Annotated in this window: 24 protein-coding genes and 1 pseudogene; 11 read left to right on the forward strand and 14 right to left on the reverse strand. The window is 38.3% G+C overall.

Annotation, left to right across the window (positions count from 1 at the left end):
* Positions 1-5: 5 nt before the first annotated feature.
* The 8 genes and pseudogenes from FHT21_RS05165 to FHT21_RS25110 all read right to left on the reverse strand — a co-directional run.
* Positions 6-1,094, reverse strand: a complete 1,089-nt coding sequence (locus tag FHT21_RS05165; RefSeq protein ID WP_167293676.1) for an efflux RND transporter periplasmic adaptor subunit — start codon at positions 1,092-1,094, stop codon at positions 6-8.
* A gap of 5 nt (positions 1,095-1,099) precedes the next feature.
* Positions 1,100-2,365 carry a TolC family protein gene (locus FHT21_RS05170; RefSeq protein WP_167293677.1) on the reverse strand — a complete coding sequence of 422 codons (1,266 nt, stop codon included), beginning with the start codon at positions 2,363-2,365 and terminating at the stop codon, positions 1,100-1,102.
* A gap of 204 nt (positions 2,366-2,569) precedes the next feature.
* Complete coding sequence (locus FHT21_RS05175; protein ID WP_167293678.1) at positions 2,570-3,922, reverse strand: HAMP domain-containing sensor histidine kinase; 1,353 nt, start codon at positions 3,920-3,922, stop codon at positions 2,570-2,572.
* A complete protein-coding gene (locus tag FHT21_RS05180; protein WP_167293679.1) occupies positions 3,923-4,600 on the reverse strand; it encodes a response regulator transcription factor in 678 nt (225 codons plus the stop codon). It lies immediately after the preceding gene.
* 311 nt (positions 4,601-4,911) lie between these two features.
* Positions 4,912-5,694: an SDR family oxidoreductase gene (locus tag FHT21_RS05185; RefSeq protein WP_167293680.1), complete on the reverse strand. Its 783-nt coding sequence runs from the start codon at positions 5,692-5,694 to the stop codon at positions 4,912-4,914.
* Between the two features lie 102 nt (positions 5,695-5,796).
* Positions 5,797-7,434, reverse strand: coding sequence for an altronate dehydratase family protein (locus FHT21_RS05190; RefSeq protein ID WP_167293681.1), 1,638 nt, complete (start codon positions 7,432-7,434; stop codon positions 5,797-5,799).
* 7 nt (positions 7,435-7,441) lie between these two features.
* The gene (gene fucP, locus FHT21_RS05195) at positions 7,442-8,752 is read right to left on the reverse strand and encodes an L-fucose:H+ symporter permease (protein ID WP_167293682.1); all 1,311 of its coding nucleotides are present in this window, start codon (positions 8,750-8,752) and stop codon (positions 7,442-7,444) included.
* Positions 8,753-8,773: 21 nt separating this feature from the next.
* Positions 8,774-8,881: pseudogene (locus tag FHT21_RS25110) on the reverse strand (lactate utilization protein B/C); the annotation flags it as partial.
* A 219-nt stretch (positions 8,882-9,100) separates the two neighbouring features.
* On the opposite strand from FHT21_RS25110, the gene FHT21_RS05200 reads away from it, so the two are divergent.
* Positions 9,101-9,970, forward strand: a complete 870-nt coding sequence (locus FHT21_RS05200) for a helix-turn-helix domain-containing protein (RefSeq protein ID WP_167293683.1) — start codon at positions 9,101-9,103, stop codon at positions 9,968-9,970.
* A 217-nt stretch (positions 9,971-10,187) separates the two neighbouring features.
* Here FHT21_RS05200 and FHT21_RS05205 read toward each other — a convergent pair whose 3' ends face one another.
* Positions 10,188-11,147, reverse strand: a complete 960-nt coding sequence (locus tag FHT21_RS05205; RefSeq protein ID WP_167293684.1) for a helix-turn-helix domain-containing protein — start codon at positions 11,145-11,147, stop codon at positions 10,188-10,190.
* Positions 11,148-11,281: 134 nt separating this feature from the next.
* Here FHT21_RS05205 and FHT21_RS05210 point away from each other — a divergent pair, with 134 nt between their 5' ends.
* The 9 genes from FHT21_RS05210 to FHT21_RS05250 all read left to right on the forward strand — a co-directional run bounded on the left by FHT21_RS05210 (position 11,282) and on the right by FHT21_RS05250 (position 16,539).
* Entirely contained in the window at positions 11,282-11,776 is a 495-nt protein-coding gene (locus FHT21_RS05210) for a DinB family protein (RefSeq protein WP_167293685.1), read from the forward strand.
* A 3-nt stretch (positions 11,777-11,779) separates the two neighbouring features.
* Complete coding sequence (locus FHT21_RS05215) at positions 11,780-12,286, forward strand: DinB family protein (protein WP_167293686.1); 507 nt, start codon at positions 11,780-11,782, stop codon at positions 12,284-12,286.
* 14 nt (positions 12,287-12,300) lie between these two features.
* Positions 12,301-12,714: a hypothetical protein gene (locus FHT21_RS05220; protein ID WP_167293687.1), complete on the forward strand. Its 414-nt coding sequence runs from the start codon at positions 12,301-12,303 to the stop codon at positions 12,712-12,714.
* Between the two features lie 132 nt (positions 12,715-12,846).
* On the forward strand, positions 12,847-13,269 hold the full coding sequence (locus FHT21_RS05225) for a VOC family protein (protein WP_167293688.1): 423 nt from the start codon (positions 12,847-12,849) through the stop codon (positions 13,267-13,269).
* A 151-nt stretch (positions 13,270-13,420) separates the two neighbouring features.
* Positions 13,421-13,801: a DoxX family membrane protein gene (locus FHT21_RS05230; RefSeq protein ID WP_167293689.1), complete on the forward strand. Its 381-nt coding sequence runs from the start codon at positions 13,421-13,423 to the stop codon at positions 13,799-13,801.
* 100 nt (positions 13,802-13,901) lie between these two features.
* Entirely contained in the window at positions 13,902-14,333 is a 432-nt protein-coding gene (locus FHT21_RS05235) for a DUF2147 domain-containing protein (protein WP_167293690.1), read from the forward strand.
* A gap of 8 nt (positions 14,334-14,341) precedes the next feature.
* The gene (locus tag FHT21_RS05240) at positions 14,342-15,361 is read left to right on the forward strand and encodes a YCF48-related protein (protein WP_167293691.1); all 1,020 of its coding nucleotides are present in this window, start codon (positions 14,342-14,344) and stop codon (positions 15,359-15,361) included.
* 151 nt (positions 15,362-15,512) lie between these two features.
* Positions 15,513-16,328, forward strand: coding sequence for a DUF475 domain-containing protein (locus FHT21_RS05245; protein WP_167293692.1), 816 nt, complete (start codon positions 15,513-15,515; stop codon positions 16,326-16,328).
* Positions 16,300-16,539 (forward strand): hypothetical protein, encoded by a 240-nt coding sequence (locus tag FHT21_RS05250; RefSeq protein ID WP_190328153.1) that lies wholly within the window; start codon positions 16,300-16,302, stop codon positions 16,537-16,539. Before FHT21_RS05245 ends, FHT21_RS05250 begins: the two co-directional genes overlap by 29 nt.
* 558 nt (positions 16,540-17,097) lie before the next feature.
* On the opposite strand, the gene FHT21_RS05255 is transcribed toward FHT21_RS05250, so the two are convergent.
* From FHT21_RS05255 to FHT21_RS05265, 3 genes are all read right to left on the reverse strand, one after another.
* Positions 17,098-17,961, reverse strand: coding sequence for a dienelactone hydrolase family protein (locus tag FHT21_RS05255; protein ID WP_167293693.1), 864 nt, complete (start codon positions 17,959-17,961; stop codon positions 17,098-17,100).
* A gap of 62 nt (positions 17,962-18,023) precedes the next feature.
* On the reverse strand, positions 18,024-19,025 hold the full coding sequence (locus tag FHT21_RS05260) for a phosphotransferase (protein WP_167293694.1): 1,002 nt from the start codon (positions 19,023-19,025) through the stop codon (positions 18,024-18,026).
* Entirely contained in the window at positions 19,025-19,777 is a 753-nt protein-coding gene (locus tag FHT21_RS05265) for a TlpA disulfide reductase family protein (protein ID WP_167293695.1), read from the reverse strand. Before FHT21_RS05265 ends, FHT21_RS05260 begins: the two co-directional genes overlap by 1 nt.
* A gap of 106 nt (positions 19,778-19,883) precedes the next feature.
* Here FHT21_RS05265 and FHT21_RS05270 point away from each other — a divergent pair, with 106 nt between their 5' ends.
* The gene (locus tag FHT21_RS05270) at positions 19,884-20,477 is read left to right on the forward strand and encodes a 2OG-Fe(II) oxygenase (RefSeq protein ID WP_167293696.1); all 594 of its coding nucleotides are present in this window, start codon (positions 19,884-19,886) and stop codon (positions 20,475-20,477) included.
* Between the two features lie 3 nt (positions 20,478-20,480).
* On the opposite strand, the gene FHT21_RS05275 is transcribed toward FHT21_RS05270, so the two are convergent.
* Positions 20,481-21,206 carry a LytTR family DNA-binding domain-containing protein gene (locus FHT21_RS05275; RefSeq protein WP_167293697.1) on the reverse strand — a complete coding sequence of 242 codons (726 nt, stop codon included), beginning with the start codon at positions 21,204-21,206 and terminating at the stop codon, positions 20,481-20,483.
* Positions 21,203-22,699 (reverse strand): histidine kinase, encoded by a 1,497-nt coding sequence (locus FHT21_RS05280; RefSeq protein WP_167293698.1) that lies wholly within the window; start codon positions 22,697-22,699, stop codon positions 21,203-21,205. The genes FHT21_RS05275 and FHT21_RS05280 overlap by 4 nt, the downstream gene beginning before the upstream one ends.
* Positions 22,700-22,782: the final 83 nt, after the last annotated feature.

Consider the following 22,782-nt stretch of genomic DNA (forward strand, 5'->3'; position numbering starts at 1 on the left):
AGAATTTATTGCGTTTTTAGGCTTTCGAATAAGAAAACCTGTTTAGATGCGATAACTTGATCGCCGGCATTTACGCCTTTGCTGATGTAGGCTTTATCGGCAGTTTTACGGCCAATTTCGATTTCCTGAATTCTTATTTTATGATCTTGACCAAGAACGAGTACGTAATTTTTGTTTTCATCGAAAATTATGGCCCTTGAGTTTAAAGTGGGGAGATTTACGGCCGAATTTGCCGAAACCTTTACCGTTCCAAGCATACCTGGTTTTAATAAAAAACCTGGATTTTGGATAACCACACGTGCATTTATTACCTTACTGTCTTGATCTACCTGATTGTAAAGTTTCTCTATTTTACCGCTAAAAATTTTATCGGGATAGGAGAGGGTTGATAGACTGACTTCATCGCCGGCATTTACACGTGAAATATCTGATTCGTAAATATTAATCATTGCCCAAACATTAGCGAGATCGGCAATGGTGAAAAGGCTTTTGTCGTTATCGCCACGCAAATGCATGTTCTGGGTAACATTTTTTTCGATCACAAAACCATTGATAGGAGATTTAATAGCATATAATCCTGCACTGCTGCCTCCATTAAGTTTTAATACAGAGCTGGCCCTTTTTGCTTCTGCTTTTTTGACCTGGTAATCGTTTTTGGCTTCTTCCAATTCTTTTGCAGATGATAAACCGCTCTGAAAAAGTTGCTCAGCCTGTTTTACAGATCGCTCTGCATTTTTAAGCTCTGCATTGGCTGCAATAACTTCCTTATCAAAACCAGCCATTTCAGAACTGTTAAGGGTTGCCAATGTCTGTCCGCTCGAAACCTGGTCACCCAATCGGACCTTAACACTGTTTACCGTTCCGCTTACCATTGGGAAAAGTTCAGAACGGCGCTCTTCATTTGCGGCAATTTTGGCCGAAAACATGAGCTCGGTCTTGCTGTTAGCCTGTTGCACCGTATCGATCAGCAAGCGGCTGATCAGTGAATCGGTGATGGCAAATTTATCATGAGGTGCAACTGTTTTGTGTTCGGTACAAGCAAAGAACAAACTGATTGACACAATAATTAAAGTGTTTTTATAGAGATTTTGCATAAGATTTATTTAAAAATATTAGAACCGGTTACATAATTGAGTTCAGCACGGGTACTCATTCTTTCGAACTGGAGTTTGTTCAGTTGCAGCGTGTTTTCTTTGTAGGCATCGTAGAGGTCTAAAAATTCGATCAGACTGATGTTTCTTGCCTTGAAATTTTTGATTAGACTTGAAATGAGTGTGTTAAAATCGGTACTAAAGACCGGATCAATCTCTGCGTATAATTTTTCGTTGCGTAAAGCGGTTTTGTAACTGTTAAATACTTCATTCTCGAGCAAGGCTTCCTGTTTTTTGATATTTAGATCAGCTGCTGCAATACCGATATGAGCTTTTTTTATTTCACCCTGGTTTCTGGAGAAGAGGGGAATGGGAATCTTTAGACCTAAACCGGTATATTTTTCAGGATAATTGCCCTTGAGATCATAACTCAGTCCAATTTCTATATCGGGGATGGCCATTGCTTTTTGCAGCTTTAAATTACTTTCGTTATAAAGCAGGTCGGTTTTGGCCAGCTTAAGGTCAGCACGGTTGGCTCTGGCCGAATCAAGCAGCATGCTGTAAGGAATTTTATCAGGCGATAATGGAGTTGCCTGATCTAATTCCAATGATATGGAAGTTCCTGCATTAATACCGCAGAGCAATTTTAAGTCTTTATAGTTGTCTTCCAGCTCATTCAATAGTCCGGCCTGCTCGGCTTTGAGGTTGATCAATAATGATTTGATCCTGATCACATCCTTTGTGGCAACATTGCCCATTTTTAACTGGAGATCGTAAGCTTTTAATAACTGATCGGTAGAATGGATCTGTTCCTGGTAAACTTTAACCGATTGCGCCGCGAAATAGGTTTTGTAAAAGGTATTAGCTAGCTCGAATTTCAGTGTCCTTAGCAGATCAAGATATTCGTATTCTGCTAGTTTAACCCCGGTTTGGGCCAGTTTGATGTTTTTATTACGCTTGCCTGCCAGTTTAAACAGCTGCGAAATTGATCCGGCATATTGGCCATGGGCATAAGAGGTTTGCAGGAACTTTTTTGTTTCGTGGTTGTAAAAAAGGTTTTCGTACTCAAGGGTAGGGTTCTCAAACAATTTGGCGGTGATAATTTCGGCCTTTGCCCGATCGATCTCATAATTACTTGCCAGGAGGTCGAAATTATTTTTTAAGAAGAGGCTTTCTGCCTGACTCAAGTTTAAACTTAGGGTATCGGTTTGTGCTAAAGCTGCTCTGGTTGTTAAGGTTAAAGTGAAAATGATCAGCGCATATATTTTTTTCATCTGGCAAAACTATCTCGACCGAATTAAAAGCGGATTAAATGGGGCTTAAAAGGGGATTAAAGTTGCAGATAGAATTGTTATTTCCATGCTTGCGCTCGTTTCCAAACGAGCGCATAAATAGTTACACGATTTCATCGTTGTAAACGATATTCTATTACGCTCGTTAGAAACGAGCGTTAACAGGGGAGGCGGACGGATTATTTGCTAAAGCTTTGATAACTTCACCGTAAAAGTGCAACCGCCTTGTTTAGGGTTGGTTGTGGTTATTTCTCCTTTAAGCAAACCGATAATTTTTTGTGCCATATAAAGCCCCATTCCTTCACCTTTATGTCCATGCGTTTTTGCCCGGGTATAAAAGGGTTTGAAAATATTTTCCTGTTCCTCAGTGGCGATACCCATTCCATTGTCGGTAATGTGAATGAGTAAATCATTTTCAGTTGCTTCAATAACAACGCTTACCTGTTGGTTATCTGAAAATTTAAAAGCGTTCGAAATGATATTATCCAAAGCAATCTGTAATAAAATGGCATTGGCCAATATTTCAGGTTTTGGATCAATAGGATTTTGATAAGTAATTTTAAGATTGAGGTTTTTCTGCGATTTCCATTCGGTTTGAATTTTGGAAAGCAGATCATCAAGTTTAATCGGAACAAGTTGCGAATTGATCAGGTCGAGATCCATTTTTGCCAGGGCCACTAATCCGGTAATAATGTGTTCCATTTTTTCTGCATCCTCGAGCATCGAAGCAATCACCTTTTGATAAGCAGTCTGATCCCTTTCTTTTGACAGGGCAAGTTCGGCGGTCATCATGATCCGTGTTACAGGAGTACGAAGTTCGTGCGATGCATTGGCTACAAAGGTTTTTTGCAGAATAAAAGCCTGTTCGAGCTCTTCCATTAAATGGTTAAAACTTTGGGCAATAAGGTTGATTTCATCTTTGTTATTATTTTCCTCCACCCTAAATTCCATGTTTTGAGCGCTGGCCTGTTTCACTTCGAGCATAAACTTTTGCAGCGGTTTTAGCATTTTCTGCGCAATCCACCTGCTTAGTAACAATACGATAAGCGAAATAAGGATAAACACAAAAATCATGATCTTCAGTAGTTTATCCAGCCTATTGTGAGAGCCCTGGTCGTCGGCTGAAGCCAGGATTACAAAATCGCCCTGGTTATCTTTATAATAAATACCCACAACCTGCCGCTGACCGTCGGTATATTTTAATCGCCCTTTTTTGCGCACTGCATCAATGGTAGCTGAGGTCCAGTATTGCGCAGTATCGCCGATGAAAGTTGCCCTATCCTTTTTGTCGTAAACACGAATTACTTCGCTATTTAACTTTTGAAGGTATTTATGGCGCACGGTGTTTAACGCATCCCGACTAATTTCATCAGCTTCGAGGTACAGTTTTGCGGTAACCATAGTACGGTCGGTTAGGCGTTCGAAGAAATCGGCCTCCAAAAATTTCATAAAGGTAAAATACACCGTACAGAGCACGGCGAAGAGCATCGAAGTGCTGATCAGCGTAAAATACAGTGCTATGCGATCCTTTATTTTCATTTACTTCAGGATATATCCCATATTGATTTTGGTGTGAATGAGTTTCCGTTCAAAACCCTTTTCAATCTTTTTCCGCAGGAAATTAATATACACATCAATTACATTGGTTCCGGTTTCGAAGCTGATATCCCAGGCTTGCTCAGCTATAAATTGCCGAGAGAGTAACCGATTGGGGTTATGCATAAACAGTTCGAGCAGGATAAATTCTTTTGCGCTTAATTCGATGGTTTTTCCTCCACGGCTTACTTCTTTACTGTAAGTATCAAGCACAAGATCTTCGAAATATAATTTGCTATCGGTTTGGGTAGTAACAGTAGGTTGCCTCCGTAAAAGTGCTGCAACTCTTGCCAAGAGCTCTTTCAGGTGGAAAGGTTTTACCAGATAATCATCTGCCCCAGCCTCTAGGCCCGTAACTTTGTCATCTATGGTACCCATGGCGGTAAGCATCAATATTGGCGTTTGTACGGTATTTTTCCTGATGTGCTTACAAAGCTGTATGCCATTAAGGCCGGGCATCATCACATCAATAATGAAAAGATTAAAGTTTTGTCCCAAGAAAAGCTCCAGCGCATCAGTTCCGTTGGCAACGGTAAGTACCTGATAATCGTTTTCTTCGAGTGCCGACTTTAAAAGTTCGGAAATTTTAGGGTCGTCTTCAGCTATTCCAATCTTTGGCATCCTACAAAAGTAACCATCCCATCTTAAAATGGGATTAAAATGGATGGCCTTTCTGTTATTTTGGACGATTTTTTGGGCTTAATTTCGTTATTGCGAACTGACGAAAGGGCGCGTAGGAGTGAAGCACCTGCGGAGCAGGCTTGGATACCTTTAAAACAATAAGTTACAAATGAAAAATAATTGATACTAAATGTAGAACTCAGGTAATTATAGATTGTTTCGGCTTTTTCATATCCCGCCTCACCATTCTGAATACGGAGGCAATTTCGTTTCGGTCTGTGGGGCCACAGACCGATGGACAAGGCCATGTTTTACAACAAAGCCCTATCCAAGTGTACATAACCGCCATCTACATGAATCAGTTGGCCAGTAGTATGACTAGATTTATCTGATAATAAGAATACGGCCGTATTGGCAATTTCATCCACACTGGTCATTCTGTTTTCAAAAGGGATTTTATCTGTAATGTTTTTGAGTTTTGCATCACGGTCTTCAAAAGAGTTAATCCATTTTTCGTAGAGCGGTGTCCAGGCTTCGGCCACAATAATGGCATTTACGCGGATGCTATAAGGTAGTAACTCTACAGCCCATTCTCGGGTTAAGGCATTTCTGGCGCCGTTCGATGCCGCGTAGCCAGATGTTCCGCCTTGCCCGGTTTCTGCAGTCTTGCTACCGATATTTAAAATAGAACCCTTACTTTGTTTAAGCGAAGGCAGGGCATGTTTGGCTAAAAGATAATAATGCACTACATTTTTATGTAGCGATTCCATAAAACCTTCGTAAGTGCCACTCTCGAGGCCTACACCATCGTTAACCCCGGCATTATTCACTAAACCATCAATTCTGCCGTACTTGGTCAGTATGGCATCAATAATGGCTTTACAGTGATCAGGAACAGTAAGCTCTGCTGTAAAATAATCAGCTTTTAAGCCTAAATCTGTTATTTCCTGAAGCATTTTCAGGTTATCGCTTTCATTACGGCCAATAATGATAGGGAAAGCATTTTCAATGGCCAGGGCTTTAACAATTGCCGCGCCAATGCCTTTTGCGCCACCACTCACCAAGATTATTTTGCCGTCTAAATTTAAATTCATATTTGGTTAATATTTTTGTTTTATTATTTGAACCACAGAGAACGCATCGTTTTCACAGAGAACACGCAGTATAAGTACATCTTCTATCCGCTATGTATGCAATTACAGGCTAACCCCTCTTTTCCATGGAATAAAGTCATCCTGGTTAAGTTGTACAGCTTTGGGGATTTCTTCGCCGCTGGCTACTTTAATACAGTATTCCAATATATCCTCACCCATTTCGTTAATTGTTTTTTCGCCATTAATTACCGCTCCTGTATCGATATCGATAATATCACTCATTCGTTGTGCCAGAATTGAATTGGTGGCCACTTTAATGGTGGGGCAAACCGGGTTTCCGGTTGGCGTGCCTAAACCGGTAGTAAATAAAATTAAGGTTGCGCCGGCAGCAGCTTTGCCTGTGGTTGCTTCTACATCGTTCCCTGGTGTACATACCAAGCTTAAGCCTGGTTTAGTAGCAGGTTCGGTATAATCTAAAACATCTACAACAGGAGAGGAGCCTGCTTTACGTGCAGCACCGGCAGATTTTATAGCATCGGTAATTAAACCATCCTTAATGTTGCCCGGAGAAGGATTCATATAAAAGCCAGAGCCAACTTTGTGCGCCAGATCATCATATTCAGTCATTAAGCGGATAAACTTTTCGGCAGTTGATTGATCAACAGATCTATCAATCATTTCTTGCTCTACACCACAAAGTTCGGGGAACTCTGCCAACAAAACCTTGGCACCTAATGCTACCAATAAATCAGCACAATAACCAACCGCAGGATTTGCTGAAATGCCACTAAAACCATCGCTTCCGCCACATTTTACACCCACACACATTTGGCTTAGCGGTGCTGCTTTACGCTCTTGTTTATTAATGAACATCAATCCTTCAAAAGTACTGCGGATTGAATTTTGGATCAATTGCTCTTCGCTTTGGGCTTTTTGCTGCTCGAAAATTAAAAGTGGTTTATCAAAATCAGGATCAAGTGCAAATAGATCACGTTTAAAATCTGCTACCTGCAAATGCTGACAGCCCAAACTTAATACCGTTATACCGGCCACATTGGGGTGGTGGGCATAGGCTGCCAATAATTTGCTCAGCGTATCTGCATCCTGGCGAGTTCCGCCACAACCGCCATTATGCGTAAGGAATTTAATCCCATCCACATTTTTAAAGGTACGGCTGGCTTTATCTACTTTAGGTTCAAAGCTAATATTATTAATGTCTTCACCCTTTTCAAAGGCCTGAACCAGTTTGTGGGTGTAAGATTTATATTTAGCATCTACCGCATAACCCAACTCACTATAAAGCGATTCTTTAATGATATCCAGATTTCTGTTTTCGCAAAATACAGTCGGGATAAACAACCAATAGTTTGCGGTACCTACTGCACCATTTTTACGGTGATAGCCATTAAAACTGCGGTTGGCATATTTACTTACATCTGGTGCTTCCCATTTGTAATTAACATTGCGATAAGCAAATGGCTCTGCGGCATGTTTGGTATTATCTACGTTCATCCGCATGCCTGCTTTTACATCAAACTGCACCTTTCCCACCAAAACGCCATACATCACTACTTCATCGCCTGCTTTCATGTCCCGCATAAAAAATTTATGCTTAGCTGGGATTTCATCAACAGTAACGTAAGTATTTCCCTCGTGCAGTATTGGAGTGCCTGCTGGCAAATCTTGTAACGCAACTAAAACGTTATCAGCATTGTTAATCTTGATGACTAATTTTTTCATTGTCAATTTATACTTCTAAACTTATTTCTTTTTCAATATGATTGGGTTTCCACCCTTTCCACCCAAAGTAAAATACCACTAAAAAGCATGCAAATGGTACCAAATATCCGTATTGTATATTGTGTGTTGCATCTGATATTAAACCTAAAACCGGTGGTAAAAAAGCACCACCAACAATAGACATTACAATTAATGATGAGCCCAGTTTTGTATCCTTACCCAAACCTGCTATACCCAATGAGAATATGGTTGGGAACATGATCGACATAAAAAAGGCGACACCGATTAAAGCGTAAACGGTAATCATGCCACTTGCAAAAATAGATATGAGGGTAAGTACAGCACTGATTAATGCATAAAGCATCAACAATTTATGTGGAGCTATAAACCTCATGAACACTGTACCGATAAATCTTCCACCCATAAAAGCCAAACCTGCCGCACCAGCGTACCATTTTGCTTCATCCTGACTAATACTTGCCGATGAGGTAACGAAACTGATAAATAAACTCAATACGCAAACCTGTGCACCTACATAAAAAAACTGACCGATAATGGCCCAGCGTAAATGGCTATGGCCTAATACATGACCAAAACTGCTTTTTTCTTGGGCATTTTCTTCTTCCTTAATATCGGGCAGTTTGGTGAAAATAAACAGGATGGCTACCACAATAATCAGTATACCCAAAATTAAATAAGGCGCTTTTACGGTTGAGGCTTCTTCGAGCATGTAAGCCTGTTTTTCTAAAGGCAACATTTTCGCCAATTGAGTATCGGTATATTTTACTTCGGTAAAAATAAATTTACCACCGATTACCGGGGCTAAGAAAGCAGCGAAACCATTAAATGATTGAGAGAAATTTAAACGCTGCGTGGCTGTTTCTGGAGGTCCTAGTACGGTAACATAAGGATTAGCCGCGGTTTCCAGGAAGGTTAAACCACAGGCAATAATAAAAAGAGCGCCTAAAAAGAATATATACTGTGCGGTATTGGCTGCCGGTATAAATAATAAACAGCCTGCGGCGAATAAAACAAGGCCCAATATGATACCGCTTTTATAACCGTACTTGCGCATAATGTAGCCTGCAGGTAGTGCCAATAAAAAATAGGCGATAAAAACAGACGAATCGACCAAGGTAGATTCGAAAACATTTAGTTGAAAAGCTTTGCGCAAATGCGGAATCAATATAGGATCGAGATTATGGACAAAGCCCCAGAAGAAAAATAAGCTGGTGACTAAAATTAACGGGAATAGATATCCTTTGCCATTTTTTGGTGGATCGGATACTTTAAAGCTCGGAGGTGTAATTTGGCTCATGTTTGTTTGGTTATAAATGGTTTATGTAGGTTCTGCTAAAATAAAAATAGTTAAACATCTGGCACCTTGGGCACCGATTACCAATAATAGTTCGATATCGGCTGTTTTAGATGGTCCGGTGATGAATGCTCCATATCCCTGGCTGTATTTTTAATACTAGTAATCATCTAACATGGATGGCAAATAATCCAACTTTCATAAAATGTTTTTGGCTAGTTGTTGCGTTACAAATTAAACCGTTAAGCGTTAATAAAAATTTAGCTTTATTACCTAATTATTAAATGATATTGGCTCAATTTTTTTCATTGCAAAATAATTTTGCATATTAGATTGATTTTTTGAGATTTTATGAAACCGCATTTACTTAATGTATCTACCAATTCGGTAGATTCTTTTAGCGCTCGAAGAGATATTATGCCCGATATAAACAACCGCTGGCATTACCACTCTGCATTAGAATTAATCTACGTTAAAAAAGGTAGAGGAACGCAGTTTATTGGCGATAGTATTAAGGATTTTAAGGATGGCGATGTTGTTTTACTGGGAAGCAATTTGCCTCATTACTGGCGCTTCGACCCTGAATTTTTTGATGAAAAAGCAGGTGAACCGGTTGATGTTTATGTGATTCATTTTAAAGAGGATTTTTTGGGTACAGGATTTTTCGATCTTCCTGAAAATCAGGAGATCAAAAAAGTGTTGCTGCAATCGCAGCAGGGAATTCAGCTACAAGGAATCTCGAAAGAGAAAATAGCCAGTTTGATGCCGCAGATTATTGAGGCAACTGGTACGATGAGGATTATAAAAATACTTGAAGTATTAACAGAAATAGCCAATTGCGAAGAAAAAAACATATTGGTTTCGTTAGGGTTTAAACCAAATTTTTTAGAGAACGAAAAAGATAGAATCCAATCTATTTATAATTATACCATCAATAACTACAAAAATAAAATAGAACTAAAAGAAATTGCGGCGGTTGCTAAAATTAGTCCTAATTCGTTTTGTAAATTCTTTAAAACTAAAAGTAGAAAAACATATACGCAGTTTCTGAACGAGATTAGGGTAGGGCAAGCCTGTAAATTATTGATCGAAAATGATCTAACCGTAAAAGAAATCTGCTACGACTGCGGATTTTATAACTTTACCAGTTTCCATAAATATTTTAGGGAGATAACAGGCAAAACCCCATTGAAATATCAACAGGCTTTCTCAAAGCAGTAGGATTTTTGATTGTTGGGGCTGATAACGAGCATTTATAGCCCCGATTGCACGGAAAGCCCGGAGCGAAGCATGAGTAAGGACTTGGAGTAAAAGCGGGACAGCATTTGACCAAGAACCACTAGCTTTGCGCTTCAAAAAAATAAGGAGGATATCCTGAAATTTTTTACGTCTTTAAATTAGCAGGATGTGACAGATTTATAGGTGCTCGATTTTAAATTTACCTTGCCTGAAATTTGTCTCTATACTGAGTCGGCGTCATCCCAACTGATTTTCTGAATACTTTCCTAAATGCTTTTGGATCATTGTAGCCAGAGTTATAAATGACCTCTGTCATTTGCTGGGCCGTTTGCTCTAATAACTTTTTAGCGGCTTCGATACGGGTTTGTTGAAGATACTCGATAGGGGTAATACCAATCACCTGTTTAAATCGCCGCACAATATTTCTTCTACTGGAAGGAATATCTTTGATCATCTCTTCAATGGTGGCCACATCCTGATAATTATTTTCAATTTTTTCTTGCGCAGAGGCAACAATATCATCATTGTGATGACGGATAGGCTGGAAAGTACTAAAGTATAACTGGTTTACGCGGTCCATATCTATTGCAAAAATTTTAGCCACTTTAACGGCCATATCTTTCCCGCAATGAAGCTGTAAAAGGTGCAACAATAAATGAAAGGTAGAGGTTGCACCACCACTTGTAAATAACTTGCCATCCTGAGTTACCGTTTTATCTGCCTTTAAATGAACCAAGGGGAATGCAGAAGAAAAGGCAGAACAGGCATCAACATGTGTGGTGGCAGCTTTACCATCCAACAGTCCTGATGCTGCAAGTAAAAAAGCCCCTGTACAAAAAGTAGCAATTTCGGCTCCTGCTGCATGCTGTTTGCTTAACCATGGGATGTAGCCGCTGTTGGCTCCGATGCAGTCTTTAATATCGTTAGTTGCAAATGAAGGAACTAAAATAAGTTCAAACTGCCCGGCTTTTTGCAAAGGAACACAGGGATGGGGACTAAAATTATAATTTTTATCGTCGAGGGTAATTAAACTAATGTTAAATGGCATTTCAAGCCCATCTTTTCTGTAAAAACCATTAACAGTATCAAATACATCTAAAATAGCGGCTATGCTTAATAATCTGAAATTTTGGGGCAATAAAACACCTACTTGTATCATTTGGTTAAAATTAAGGTATCGTAAATATATAAAAATTGTCTGAAATGCCCCTTAAGATTGACTTTTACGGCAAGGGTGTTCATTTGAATTAACAACTAACTTTATTCAAGTTAAATTACCTAATTGATAACGATATGAAAACCACACCAACAAGTAGCAGGATGTATGGCTTTATAGTACTATACGAAATGCAGACAGATTTTTTGTTAAGGGCTTTAGCTGGCATAGACCAAAAGGACGCCCAAAAAAGATTAGATACTAAAGCAAACCATATTGCATGGATTACAGGTAGTGTTGTACATGGCCGCTATTTTTTAGCTAAATCATTCGGCATCGACCTCCCATCTGTAACCGACGAACTTTTTGCCAGCAACAAAGGTATTATTGATGATGCCACTTACCCGTCTCTTGAAGATTTCATTAAAGATTGGAAAGAAATTTCTCCAAAACTACAGGAAGCTTTGACCCAGGCTCCCGACGAGAAACTGGAAGAGAAGCTCAGTATTCCCGGAATGGAAATCACACTGTTTGAAATGATCAGCTTTAGTAGTTACCGGGAAGCCAATTGCATTGGGCAAATTGCCTTGTGGCGCAGATTATTAAACTATCCTGGAATGAATTATATGTAAGCCATGGAGAAAATAATTAGAGAAGCCGATGAGACCTTGTCGGCATTGGAACATGAGTTTTCAAGATTTAATGCCCCACAGATTAATGAGGTGCCTTTTGAAGGGAGCTGGACTGCAGGACAATTGGTTAAGCACTTGGTTTTGTCGAATTCGGGCTTCCTGGAAGTAATTAATGGGCCGGTAACCGAAACGGATAAACCTGCAGATTTAATGGTAAAAGAAATTAGAAAAGATTTTTTGAATTTCGATGTGAAGTATAATTCTCCTAAAGAGATTTACCCTGAAGATGGGGCATATAGCCAGCCTGAATTATTAAAAAAATTAAAGCAGATCAGAGCGGGGATATCAGAAGCGGCAAGGGGCTTAGATTTAACTAAAACATGTACCGCTTATGAGTTACCTGGATATGGCTTTTTAACCCGACTGGAGGCAATTTATTTCGTGATTTACCATACGCAAAGGCATGTACATCAATTGAAAAATATTTACAGCGAACTAGATATCAATTGATTTTAACTAAATTTATGAGAAACAACAGGCTTAATTTATTAAATCCTTATATCGGTAAATGGAAAACAGAAGGTTTAACAAAATCTGGTGATGTAATTACCGGGACTGATACCTACACGTGGGTGGATGGTGGGTTTTTCTTAACACACCAGGTAGATGTTGTGTTCCGCGATAAAGTGGTCAGATCGTTAGAAATTACACATTATGATGATATGGAAGATGTTTTTAGGTCGCAATCTTTCGATAATGAAGGTAATATTTCAATATCTACCCTTAAAATTTATGATGATATCATTTTAATATTTGCCGATAGGGAAAGATTTAAAGGTAATTTTAAAGCCAATACCATTGAAGGAACATGGGAACAATTTGACGGCAAAAACTGGGTACCATGGATGGATATAAAGTTGACGAAAATGCCTTTGTAACCTCTTGCTGAACCTGTTTCAGCATCTTAGCAGAATAGATCCTAAAACAAGTTCAGGGTGACGACCGTACATAACAAGAACATAAAAACAAATAATAATAAACAGCCCTAAAGGGATAAAAACAACAAAACAATGGCAACACTTAACACTTATTTAAATTTTAACGGTAATACCGAAGAAGCATTTAACTTTTATAAATCTGTTTTTGGGGGCGATTTTGCCGTATTACAACGTTTTAAAGACTCACCTGGGTGTGAAGGTATGGCAGTAGGCGACCAGGAGAAAATTATGCACGTGGCCTTGCCAATCGGTGGCAATGTACTCATGGGTACAGATATTACCGATCCAATGCCTGCATCTACGTTCGGTACCGGAATCTCACTATCGGTTGATGCGGGAAGCGAAGAAGAGGCAAACACACTTTTTAATAATCTTTCTGCTGGTGGAAAAGTAACCATGGCTTTAGAAAAAATGTTCTGGGGCGCACTTTTTGGTATGGCTACCGATAAATTCGGCATCCAGTGGATGGTGAATTACGATTATAATAAGAAATAGTTTGGAGTCTGAAGTTCAGCGCCCAAAAGCATGAGTCTTTAGTCAATAGCTCATTGTTTGATGCATTGTTGCGGGATAGAGATGCTATTGCACTAATGACTAATTAAAAACTTTTATTATTTTTAAATATAGAAACTAAAACCAATCTAATATGAAAATTGCAGTTATTATTGTGCGCGTGCTTCTAGCCGCCATGTACCTTTTTGCTTCTGTAAGTTATTTTCTTAATATGATGCCAAAGGCACCGGAAATGACAGCCGCACAAACGAGTTTTATGACAGGTATAATGGCCTCAGTGTATCTCTTTCCCTTAATCAAGATCACTGAATTGATATGTGGTGTGATGTTATTGATCGGTAGAACAGCACCCCTGGCATCAATCATTATTTTCCCTGTTACCTTAAATATTTTTCTATACGGTGTATTTTTGGGGCAGCCAAAAGATATACCAATGGGAGCAGTAATGTTGTTGGTTAATTTGTTTTTACTTTATGCTTACCGTGCAAAGTATCTGCCTATCGTTTCAAAGTAAATTTTGTAATTTTTAAAAAATCTCATACTTTTTGTCTTTATTTAGTGTTTCGATATAAGGTGTAATGATTATCTTTAAAAACTAACTAGAAATAAAAAATATGAGAAAGCTACCATTTTTAATGCTGCTCTTTATAGCGGTATCATTTTCTGCATTTGCACAGAACAAAGATGCTATTGTAGGCAAATGGCTTAATCCATCTGGTGAAGGCCAGATAGAAATTTATAAAAAAGGCGATAAATATTATGGTAAATTAGCGTGGATGAAGGAACCAAACCTAAATGGTAAGCCTAAATTAGATGCTAAAAACCCCGATGCCAATCTACAGAAACGTGCTTTGTTAAATCTCGAAATATTAAAAGATTTTGTTTATGATGATGGCAAGTGGACTGATGGAACGATTTACGATCCCAAAAGTGGTAAAACCTATAGCTGTAACATGACTTTAAAAAGCGCCGATGTGTTAAATGTTCGTGGTTATGTAGGTATTTCACTATTAGGACGATCAGAAACTTTTAGACGGGTAAAATAATCAATTAGATGAAGAAAATTTTATGGTGCCTTTTATTGGCACCTTTTTTTTGCGCTGCGCAATCGTATTCCTTTAAGCCCTTAAATGAGAATACCAAAACCAGTTTACGCGGATTAAGCGTAGTATCAGATCAGGTGAGCTGGGTAAGTGGTAGTAATGGATTGGTAGGTAAAACTACTGATGGTGGTGTAACCTGGAAATGGTTAAAACCAAAAGGGTACGAAAAAATTGACTTCAGGGATATTGAAGCGTTCGACGACAAACAGGCTATTATTGTGGGTATTGCCTCGCCGGCCTATATCCTGAAAACCATTGATGGGGGCGAAACCTGGACAGAAAACTATAAAAATGTAGATTCAGCTATATTTTTAGATGGGCTAAGCTTTTGGGATAAAAATAAAGGACTCATTTTCGGCGATCCCATAAATGATAAAATGCAGTTGCTTAAAACGGTTGATGCAGGTAAAAGCTGGCAGGATATTTCTGCAAACCTCAAAACTAAATTAACCAAAGGCGAAGCTAGTTTTGCGGCCAGTGGTACAACCATTAAAACATTACCTGGTGGCAAAACCTGGATTGCATCAGGCGGAACAGTATCTAACATTTACTTTTCTCCGGATTATGGGCAAACCTGGCAGGTATTTAAATGCCCGATTTTGCAAGGCGAGGGGAGTACTGGTCCTTTCTCTATCGATTTTTTGAATGAAAAAAATGGTGTAACTGTTGGCGGAAACTATGTAAAGGATAAAGAAAATACCAATAATATTCTTTTAACCTATGATGGCGGCAAAACCTGGCAAAAGCCAGCTACCCCAGTTTTAGGCTTCCGATCGGGCGTAACCTATATTAATGATAAAACCTTAATTGCCACGGGTACTTCAGGCACGGATATTTCTACTGATGGCGGACAAAACTGGAAACATATTTCCGATAAAAGTTTTAATGCTGTTCAAAAAGCCAAAAAAGGTAAACAGATTATTCTGGCAGGAGAAAAAGGCAATATTTATCAATTGGAGATCAACAAATAAAATTTCAATCCTATTACGTAGTAGTTTTATTGATTAAGCATCTAATCAATAAAACGATTCAATAAATAAAAAAGATTGAAGTATCAAGATTGATAAAATTTTGTTTCTTTGCTATCAACTAAAACTTTAATTTAACACACATACTCGCTCGATGGATTTTTTGCACACGATTTTAGGTGACGATATACAGGCCGGATTATTAATTATTTTAAATTTAATTGTGATCGAAAGTTTGCTTTCGGTAGACAATGCTGCTGTTTTGGCAACTATGGTAATGGATCTGCCAAAATCGCAAAGAGAAAAAGCCTTAAAATATGGTATTATTGGTGCCTATATATTTAGAGGGATCTGTTTGTTCCTGGCAGCATGGTTGGTTAAAATCTGGTGGCTAAAACCACTTGGCGGCTTGTATCTGTTATACCTGGCTTTCGATTATTTTAGAAAAAAGAACAGTAAAAAGAACGAGGAAGAAGAGGAAGTAGATAAAAGCAAAAGTTGGATTTACAAATCTACCGTTGGTTTGATAGGTACTTTTTGGGCTACAGTTGCTTTGGTAGAGGTAATGGATTTAGCTTTCTCTATTGATAATGTTTTTGCTGCGGTAGCTTTTACCGATCATATCTGGTTAATCTATATCGGTGTTTTTATCGGGATTTTGGCTATGCGTTTTGTGGCACAGGCCTTTGTAAAACTGATGGAAAAATTTACCTTTTTAGAAACGGTAGCATTCATCGTAATAGGTGTTTTAGGTATTAAACTTACCTCATCGTTAGTCACGCATTTCTATCCTGAATCGCCAATTTCGCATGCTATTGAAGGCGAAAAAACAGATCTCTTTGTTTCAATTTTTACGGTTGCCATTTTCATCATACCAGTATTAACGTCCTTATTGTTTAACTATCCCAAAAAACACAAAAGCGATATCATCATTTCGGACGATGCCGAAAAGGTATTGGATAAATCTTAAACGGGAGCGGATTGTACAGGAATTGCAATATAAAAACGATAAATTAAAGAGTAACGCTGCGGTTTTAAAAACAGCCATTCCGAATGAAGTTGTTAATTTATTGGAAGATAGTTACGGTAAAATATCAGATATCAATTTCCTGAACCACCTCAATAATTTCGATGTACAATCGAATATTTTGAAGACCATGTTGAAGACGGATTTGTTTTAGGTTGGTTTTTTACCACCTAAGACACCTGAGCGCAGCTAAGAAGTATCGTGCCGATTAATTATCACTGTCGCAAGAAATCGTCATTGCGATGAGGAAAGACGAAGCAATCTTGCAGCTAAGGGTTTATGCAAGGTTAGTTAAGTTTTTTGGAAATCAGTTCCGGTACTTTTTGGTATCGGCAGTCCCGCTTTTTATTCCAAGTCCTTGCTCATGCCTCGCTGTGGGCTTTACATTGCAATCGGGTTTAAGGGGCAGAGTTAGTGGTACTATTAAGAGATTCCAATTCTACCTGCCAACATTGTTAAATAAACCCGACAGAGCGGAATAGCCCGCAACGCAGTGAGGACTATAAGCGATGGCGGGGCTGCAGCACCTGTGAAACACCGGACGCAGGTTTTCCAAAACAGAGAAATCGTATTGCGTAGAGGATGATAGCCTACCCCCGACTTTTCGGGAAAACAATCTTACAACGTTCGTTAACCAGCTTTTCGCATTAAGATTGCTTCGTCGGCTGAAAAAGCCTTCTCGCAATGACGATCTTATAATTGGAAATTATCATTACCTCGTTAACACCGCCAGTTTCTGTTTAAACAGATCAATTGTTCTGCTCCAGGCCAGTTTTGCTGCGGCTTCGTTATACCTGGTAGGAGACGTGTTGTTGTTAAACGCATGGTTTACGCCATCGTAGATATAAATTTTGTAATCAATTTTATTGTCTTTTAAAGCTTGCTCATAAGCTGGAATCCCGGCATTAATGCGTTCGTCCAAGCCCCCGTAATGTAGCATTAAACTTGCTTTAATTTTAGGAACATCGGCCGCATTGGCCTGTGCGCCATAATAAGCCACAGCAGCCTGCAGTTTAGGATCGTTAACCGCTAATTTATTGGCCATTCCACCGCCCCAGCAAAAACCAACACAACCTACTTTACCATTTCCGTCTTTTCTTTTGCGTAAATAATCCAGGCCCTTCAAGTAGTTCTGTAAGTTTTTTTCAGGATCTAATTTGCCAATTAATTCACGCCCTTTATCTTCATCCGCTGGCGTTCCACCAAGTGGCGAAAGGGCATCAACACCCAGAGCCAGGAAACCTTCAGCAGCGATACGTTTGGTTACATCAATAATATGTGGATTTAATCCTCTGTTTTCATGAATAACCAATACACAGCCCAAATTCTTTTTACCTTTTGGTTTGGCCAGTACAGCTTTCATTTCAGCATCAACACCAGCGTAGGTAATATTTTCAACTTCGATACCATCAGTGTTAAAATCTGCTGCAGCGGCATAATTATTCTCCAGCATTGGCAGAATAGTCATGGCCAATGCTGTGCTGCCCGCCAGGATAGCCAGCTTTCGCATAAAATTTTTTCTACTTACCTGGCTGTGGGTATACTCATCGTACAGGTTGATTATTTTCTGATCCATCTTATTGATTTTGAATTACCTTACAAGATAAACAAGGATGTTGAGATTTGAGCTAGCATTGCCTAAAAGTTACAATACGTTTCTTCCCATTTTTTAATCAGCGTTACACGGTGTTTTGTATATCGTGGGGTTAAAAAATTATTAGACCAATCATCGTAATTATCATAAAAGAATTTCAGGAAGAAGATGTGAAAGGTGATACCCAGATATGGAATGGCTTTTAATTCATCGTCAGTTAATGTCCTAACTTGCTGATATGCATTTAAAAAGGTGTCGAAATCCTTTTCTGCCTGCTCTTTGGAAATTAGGTTATTCAATTGATGGAAGAAATAATGGTTAAGGAACGACATTAAATCGTTTATCAGGTAACCTTCTCCTGCAAAATCGAAATCAAAGAAGGTAATTTTTCCTTGCTCATCAAAATGGAAATTTTTAGGGAAGAAATCATAGTGGTAATAACCATAACTAAATTTTGATGTGTCGAATTCTTTAAACTTTTTAACTACTTTTTCTGAAATGTTGCTCAAATATTCATATTCTTCTTTCATTTCCGAAAAATGAGGTTCGAGATCTTTTAAGGGCTCAAATAAAGTGGTTTCAAAATCGAATATCGGTCTAGGGTTATTCAGTTTTATTGATGAAGTGGTTTGATGCAATTTAGCTATATCGTATCCTAACTGGATAAGGTGCTGATGCTCGAGATCTAAAATCACTTTCCCTTCAGCAAAAGAAAGCAATACACCATTCCGTAAGCCCTCAATGGCATTAAACTGTTGAATCTGTTTCCCTTCTTTATCAGTTATTGGATAAGAAACCGAATTTTCATTTGCTTTTAAAATGTTAAGTAATTCTACTTCAGCTTCAATTTCGTTGCGTTTACGGTGGGCATCGCGGTAGATTTTGAAGATATATTTCTGACTCGGATTCTCCAGAATATAAGTATCACTAACGTTCCTGATTAATAAACGGCATGTTGTAGATAAGTCTAAATGATAGGTTTCAATTAAATAATCTTTTAAAGCAGCAGCTGATAAAGTGGAGTATTGTGCGGGGAAAATGTTCATTATTGTTGTAAAACAGCTTTTATAGCATTTTTTAATCCAGGAATGGTGATTTGTGAACTACCTGCAATGGCATATCTGATTACATGGTTTTTATCGGTGACAATATATGACGGATAGCTTTTTATTTGATAAGCATTGGCAATAGCACGGCCCGAGCTAATTAATTCTGCATATAGCAAAGGTTTTTCTTTTAATTTAGCTGTAGCAGCTGTCTGATCGTCAGTTGTAATTGCCAGGACTAATAAATCTTTTGTGTTATCTACCTGCTTTAGAAAGGTGCTAATATCTGCAAAGGCTTCTGTGCAAGGAGGACAGTTTGCATACCAGAATATCAAAACAATGGCCTTGTTTTCAATCTTTTCTTTTTCATAAAATGCAGTTAGCGTAGAAATGTCTAATGTTTTGCCTTCAGCGATAGAAGAATTATTAATTTTCATCAACTCTTTTATCATTTCATACCTTTTGAATTGTTCTTCTTGAGATATTTTCTTTAAAAAGGCTTTAGTTGTTGGTAGAGATGGATTTCCGTCATAGTTAATTGAATATTCTCCGGTATTCATCACCTTGCTATACTGATAATAGCGGAGTGCTTTCCCCGTTTCATCATATACAATTCTGTTAGTGTCGAGTTTAGTACGCGACATTGATGTGGATACCCTGACTACTTTTTTTTGAACAGATTTTGACGTGTCTTGGGCAAAAATAATGGAACAAGAAAACATTGATAGTAAGAGCGTAAATAGATATTTCATGAGATTTGAGTTTTGTATGCAATTTAACAATTAGTTTTAAGATTAGCCATTAAATAAGATTACCTTACAGCCCTTAGGCGAGCTGTTTTAAGATTAAATAAATCTGTTGGAAAAAATATTTGATTGCCTTATCGATAGTTTTATCGAGAATAAAGTGGGTATTGCTGAAAATTTTTTAAGTGTTTCTTTGGCGGCGCACCTTAAAGATAACCTGATCGGGTTATTTGAAAATAAAAAACTTTTAAATGCCGGTGTGGGTAACGATACGGTTGTTAATCAAAATAAGTTGATTAGAAGTGACGTGATTTACTGGTTAGACAGAAAGCATAATAACCAGTACGAAAATGATTTCTTCAATCTGATGGACGAATTTGTAGTTTATTTAAATCGCACCTGTTATACGGGTATCACTGGATACGAATTTCATTATACACTTTATGAATCGGGTACGTTTTACAAAAAACATATCGATCAGTTTCAGAACAATGGAAGCAGGCAATATTCGATGGTTATGTATTTAAATGCCGATTGGAAAATGGAAGATGGGGGAGAGCTGCGCATTTATCATGTTGATGGGGAACAGAATATCGCTCCAAATAACGGTAAAAGTGTGTTCTTTAGAAGTTCAGATCTGGCGCACGAGGTATTGCTTACCAATAAACAAAGGATGAGCATTACAGGATGGCTTAAAATTGGTTAAACGCTAATCTTCAATATTGAGCAACTGTTTAATTATCCCCTTATAATTTTTACCGATAGGGACCTCCCGGCCGTTCTTGAGTACAATGGTGTTGCCTTCTAGATAATCGACATATTTTTTATTGAGGATATAAGACTTATGAATTCGGATGAAATCTGTTGATAACTGAGCTTCAAAACTACCCAATGTTCGCGGGGTAAGTAAAAAATCGTGGTCTTTCCAAACTTTAACATAATTACCCAGGCTTTCCAGGTATTGTATTTCGTCTGTTTTTATCAGAATATGTTTTTTGTCTGCCTTAATAGAGATTTGTCCATTGTTCCCAGGCACTGTTTTTTCAATTTCTGTGGGTGCAGCAGTTTGCTTTTTAAGGTTGTACAATTCCAGTGCGCGGTTAACCGCTTTTACAAAACGATCGAGCCTGAAGGGTTTTAACAGGTAATCGCAAACCGCCAGATCAAAACTCTCTAAAGCGTATTCTTCGTATGCCGAGGTAATAATTACAAGCGGTTTATGCGGTAAGGTTCTCAAAAAATCCAGGCCATTTAGCTTTGGCATCCTGATATCTAAGAAAATTAAATCTACCTGTTGTTTGCTCAAAAAATCAAGGGCTTCTGTAGCACGGTAGCAGTGGCCGACGACCGAAATAAAAGGAATATCTTTTGCATACTCGGTAATTACGCCGTGTGCAAGCGGTTCATCATCTACGATTAGGCAACGTAAGCTCATGTTAGCTGGAGTTTGAGTTCTGCCTTAAAGATATTAGCAATGGAGGTAATATCCAACGTATAACGGTTGGGATAGAGTAATTCGAGCCTCTTTTTCAAATTATCAATCCCAATTCCCTTACAATTGGTGTTTTCTTCTGGATCGAAGGAGTTCTCACAGCAGAAAACAACTTCAGTATCGTTAGCAGTTAGAGATAGTTTTAAAAAAGCTTCGTCTTCGGCACGTTCAATACCATGTTTAAATGCATTCTCTACAAATACAATTAGCAGGAGGGGAGGAATATCAATCTGATCATTTTTAACTTGCTTATCAAATTCAAAATGTAAGGTTTTTTGCAAACGGATTTGCTGTAATTGAATATAATCATTGATATAATCGAGTTCTTGTGAAAGTTTAACTGTTTTTTCCTGCCCTTTGTAAATCGTATAACGCATCAGTTCCGATAATTGCAAAATACTTTCGGGCGTTTTCTCAGATTTTTGCAAACTTAATGCATAAAGGTTGTTAAGCGTATTAAAGAAAAAATGAGGATTAAGCTGTTGTTTTAGCAGGTCGAGTTCATTTTGGGATTTTTCTTTCTCTAACGAGAGGATCTTGTTGTTCTGTTTTCCCCATTGTAGCGCCAAAACTATAGGTAAACTGATCAGCATAATGGCAAAGGCCCCAAATGCATTTTCAAGCTCGAAAGGGTTAGTTACGAATATGCTCCGACCAAAAACCGTGTTAATGGGAAGCGAAATTAATATTTGGGCCAATAGGGGGTAAAGAACTGCGATGGTGGCAGAAAGCGTTAAAAGGTAAATGAGTAGTCCTTTCTCTTTGAGTATTTTAGATACCAGTAAACGGCTATTGATCAGGAAAAGCAGGTATCCGCATAAATACATGATCAAAAATTGTGAAAAGAAGCTTAAAAATGTTCCAAAATTAAACACTAGCATTTTAAAGTTGAATTCGAAACCAACCAAGCGGAAGCCCTTTCTTTGGTAAATAGGGTTCTCTAAGCTCGAAACGGCCATTATGGAGATGGTTGCAGCAAGTAAAATGATGGTAATGAGTACGGCATTCTCCAGACCAATTTTTTTGATCCATTTAATATGCTGCACTTTTTTCTGGTAATACTGATTAGCAATCAACATGATTTCGAGGGCGACTGCTGCCAAAGCTGTTAAAATAAAAACAGTATTGTCAAGCTTCGCAATTTGCAGGTAAAATGCAATGCCAGTAAAAAGCGGAAGCAGGATGAAGAAGCAAGTGCACCAGTAAGCAACATATCGATTTCGACTGAGGGCGTTTTTTAATCTGGTTTTAAGAAAAGAAAAAATAAGTACAGGGAGCAAACAAAAAACCAAAGCCAAAATGCAGCTGGCATAGCTAAGCCAGATATTGGTGGTTAAGTTGTAAGTATTAAATATGGCTATCCACAACAAAAGGCCAACATTTATGAAAAAATCCTGGTATTTATAGTTGTAGCTGAATTTTTTTATACTGAGCATTTTTTTTAATAGGATAATATGAATTAAAAAAGATGTTGCCCTGTCCAAAGGACTCCTGTGGAGAACGTAGTCGAAGGGCAATC

This window comes from Pedobacter sp. SG908 (assembly GCF_011759615.1).
GTDB lineage: Bacteria > Bacteroidota > Bacteroidia > Sphingobacteriales > Sphingobacteriaceae > Pedobacter > Pedobacter riviphilus.

What these genes read in the sequence shown, in the direction of transcription:
- FHT21_RS05225 (WP_167293688.1), top strand. Translation starts at nt 12,847, where the DNA reads ATGGCAACACTTAACACTTATTTAAATTTTAACGGTAATACCGAAGAA.
- fucP (WP_167293682.1), bottom strand. Translation starts at nt 8,752, where the DNA reads ATGAGCCAAATTACACCTCCGAGCTTTAAAGTATCCGATCCACCAAAA.
- FHT21_RS05210 (WP_167293685.1), top strand. Translation starts at nt 11,282, where the DNA reads ATGAAAACCACACCAACAAGTAGCAGGATGTATGGCTTTATAGTACTA.
- FHT21_RS05165 (WP_167293676.1), bottom strand. Translation starts at nt 1,094, where the DNA reads ATGCAAAATCTCTATAAAAACACTTTAATTATTGTGTCAATCAGTTTG.
- FHT21_RS05205 (WP_167293684.1), bottom strand. Translation starts at nt 11,147, where the DNA reads ATGATACAAGTAGGTGTTTTATTGCCCCAAAATTTCAGATTATTAAGC.
- FHT21_RS05190 (WP_167293681.1), bottom strand. Translation starts at nt 7,434, where the DNA reads ATGAAAAAATTAGTCATCAAGATTAACAATGCTGATAACGTTTTAGTT.
- FHT21_RS05245 (WP_167293692.1), top strand. Translation starts at nt 15,513, where the DNA reads ATGGATTTTTTGCACACGATTTTAGGTGACGATATACAGGCCGGATTA.
- FHT21_RS05250 (WP_190328153.1), top strand. Translation starts at nt 16,300, where the DNA reads ATGCCGAAAAGGTATTGGATAAATCTTAAACGGGAGCGGATTGTACAG.
- FHT21_RS05275 (WP_167293697.1), bottom strand. Translation starts at nt 21,206, where the DNA reads ATGAGCTTACGTTGCCTAATCGTAGATGATGAACCGCTTGCACACGGC.
- FHT21_RS05280 (WP_167293698.1), bottom strand. Translation starts at nt 22,699, where the DNA reads ATGCTCAGTATAAAAAAATTCAGCTACAACTATAAATACCAGGATTTT.
- FHT21_RS05235 (WP_167293690.1), top strand. Translation starts at nt 13,902, where the DNA reads ATGAGAAAGCTACCATTTTTAATGCTGCTCTTTATAGCGGTATCATTT.
- FHT21_RS05215 (WP_167293686.1), top strand. Translation starts at nt 11,780, where the DNA reads ATGGAGAAAATAATTAGAGAAGCCGATGAGACCTTGTCGGCATTGGAA.
- FHT21_RS05185 (WP_167293680.1), bottom strand. Translation starts at nt 5,694, where the DNA reads ATGAATTTAAATTTAGACGGCAAAATAATCTTGGTGAGTGGTGGCGCA.
- FHT21_RS05170 (WP_167293677.1), bottom strand. Translation starts at nt 2,365, where the DNA reads ATGAAAAAAATATATGCGCTGATCATTTTCACTTTAACCTTAACAACC.
- FHT21_RS05240 (WP_167293691.1), top strand. Translation starts at nt 14,342, where the DNA reads ATGAAGAAAATTTTATGGTGCCTTTTATTGGCACCTTTTTTTTGCGCT.
- FHT21_RS05260 (WP_167293694.1), bottom strand. Translation starts at nt 19,025, where the DNA reads ATGAACATTTTCCCCGCACAATACTCCACTTTATCAGCTGCTGCTTTA.
- FHT21_RS05175 (WP_167293678.1), bottom strand. Translation starts at nt 3,922, where the DNA reads ATGAAAATAAAGGATCGCATAGCACTGTATTTTACGCTGATCAGCACT.
- FHT21_RS05200 (WP_167293683.1), top strand. Translation starts at nt 9,101, where the DNA reads ATGAAACCGCATTTACTTAATGTATCTACCAATTCGGTAGATTCTTTT.
- FHT21_RS05255 (WP_167293693.1), bottom strand. Translation starts at nt 17,961, where the DNA reads ATGGATCAGAAAATAATCAACCTGTACGATGAGTATACCCACAGCCAG.
- FHT21_RS05265 (WP_167293695.1), bottom strand. Translation starts at nt 19,777, where the DNA reads ATGAAATATCTATTTACGCTCTTACTATCAATGTTTTCTTGTTCCATT.
- FHT21_RS05230 (WP_167293689.1), top strand. Translation starts at nt 13,421, where the DNA reads ATGAAAATTGCAGTTATTATTGTGCGCGTGCTTCTAGCCGCCATGTAC.
- FHT21_RS05180 (WP_167293679.1), bottom strand. Translation starts at nt 4,600, where the DNA reads ATGCCAAAGATTGGAATAGCTGAAGACGACCCTAAAATTTCCGAACTT.
- FHT21_RS05220 (WP_167293687.1), top strand. Translation starts at nt 12,301, where the DNA reads ATGAGAAACAACAGGCTTAATTTATTAAATCCTTATATCGGTAAATGG.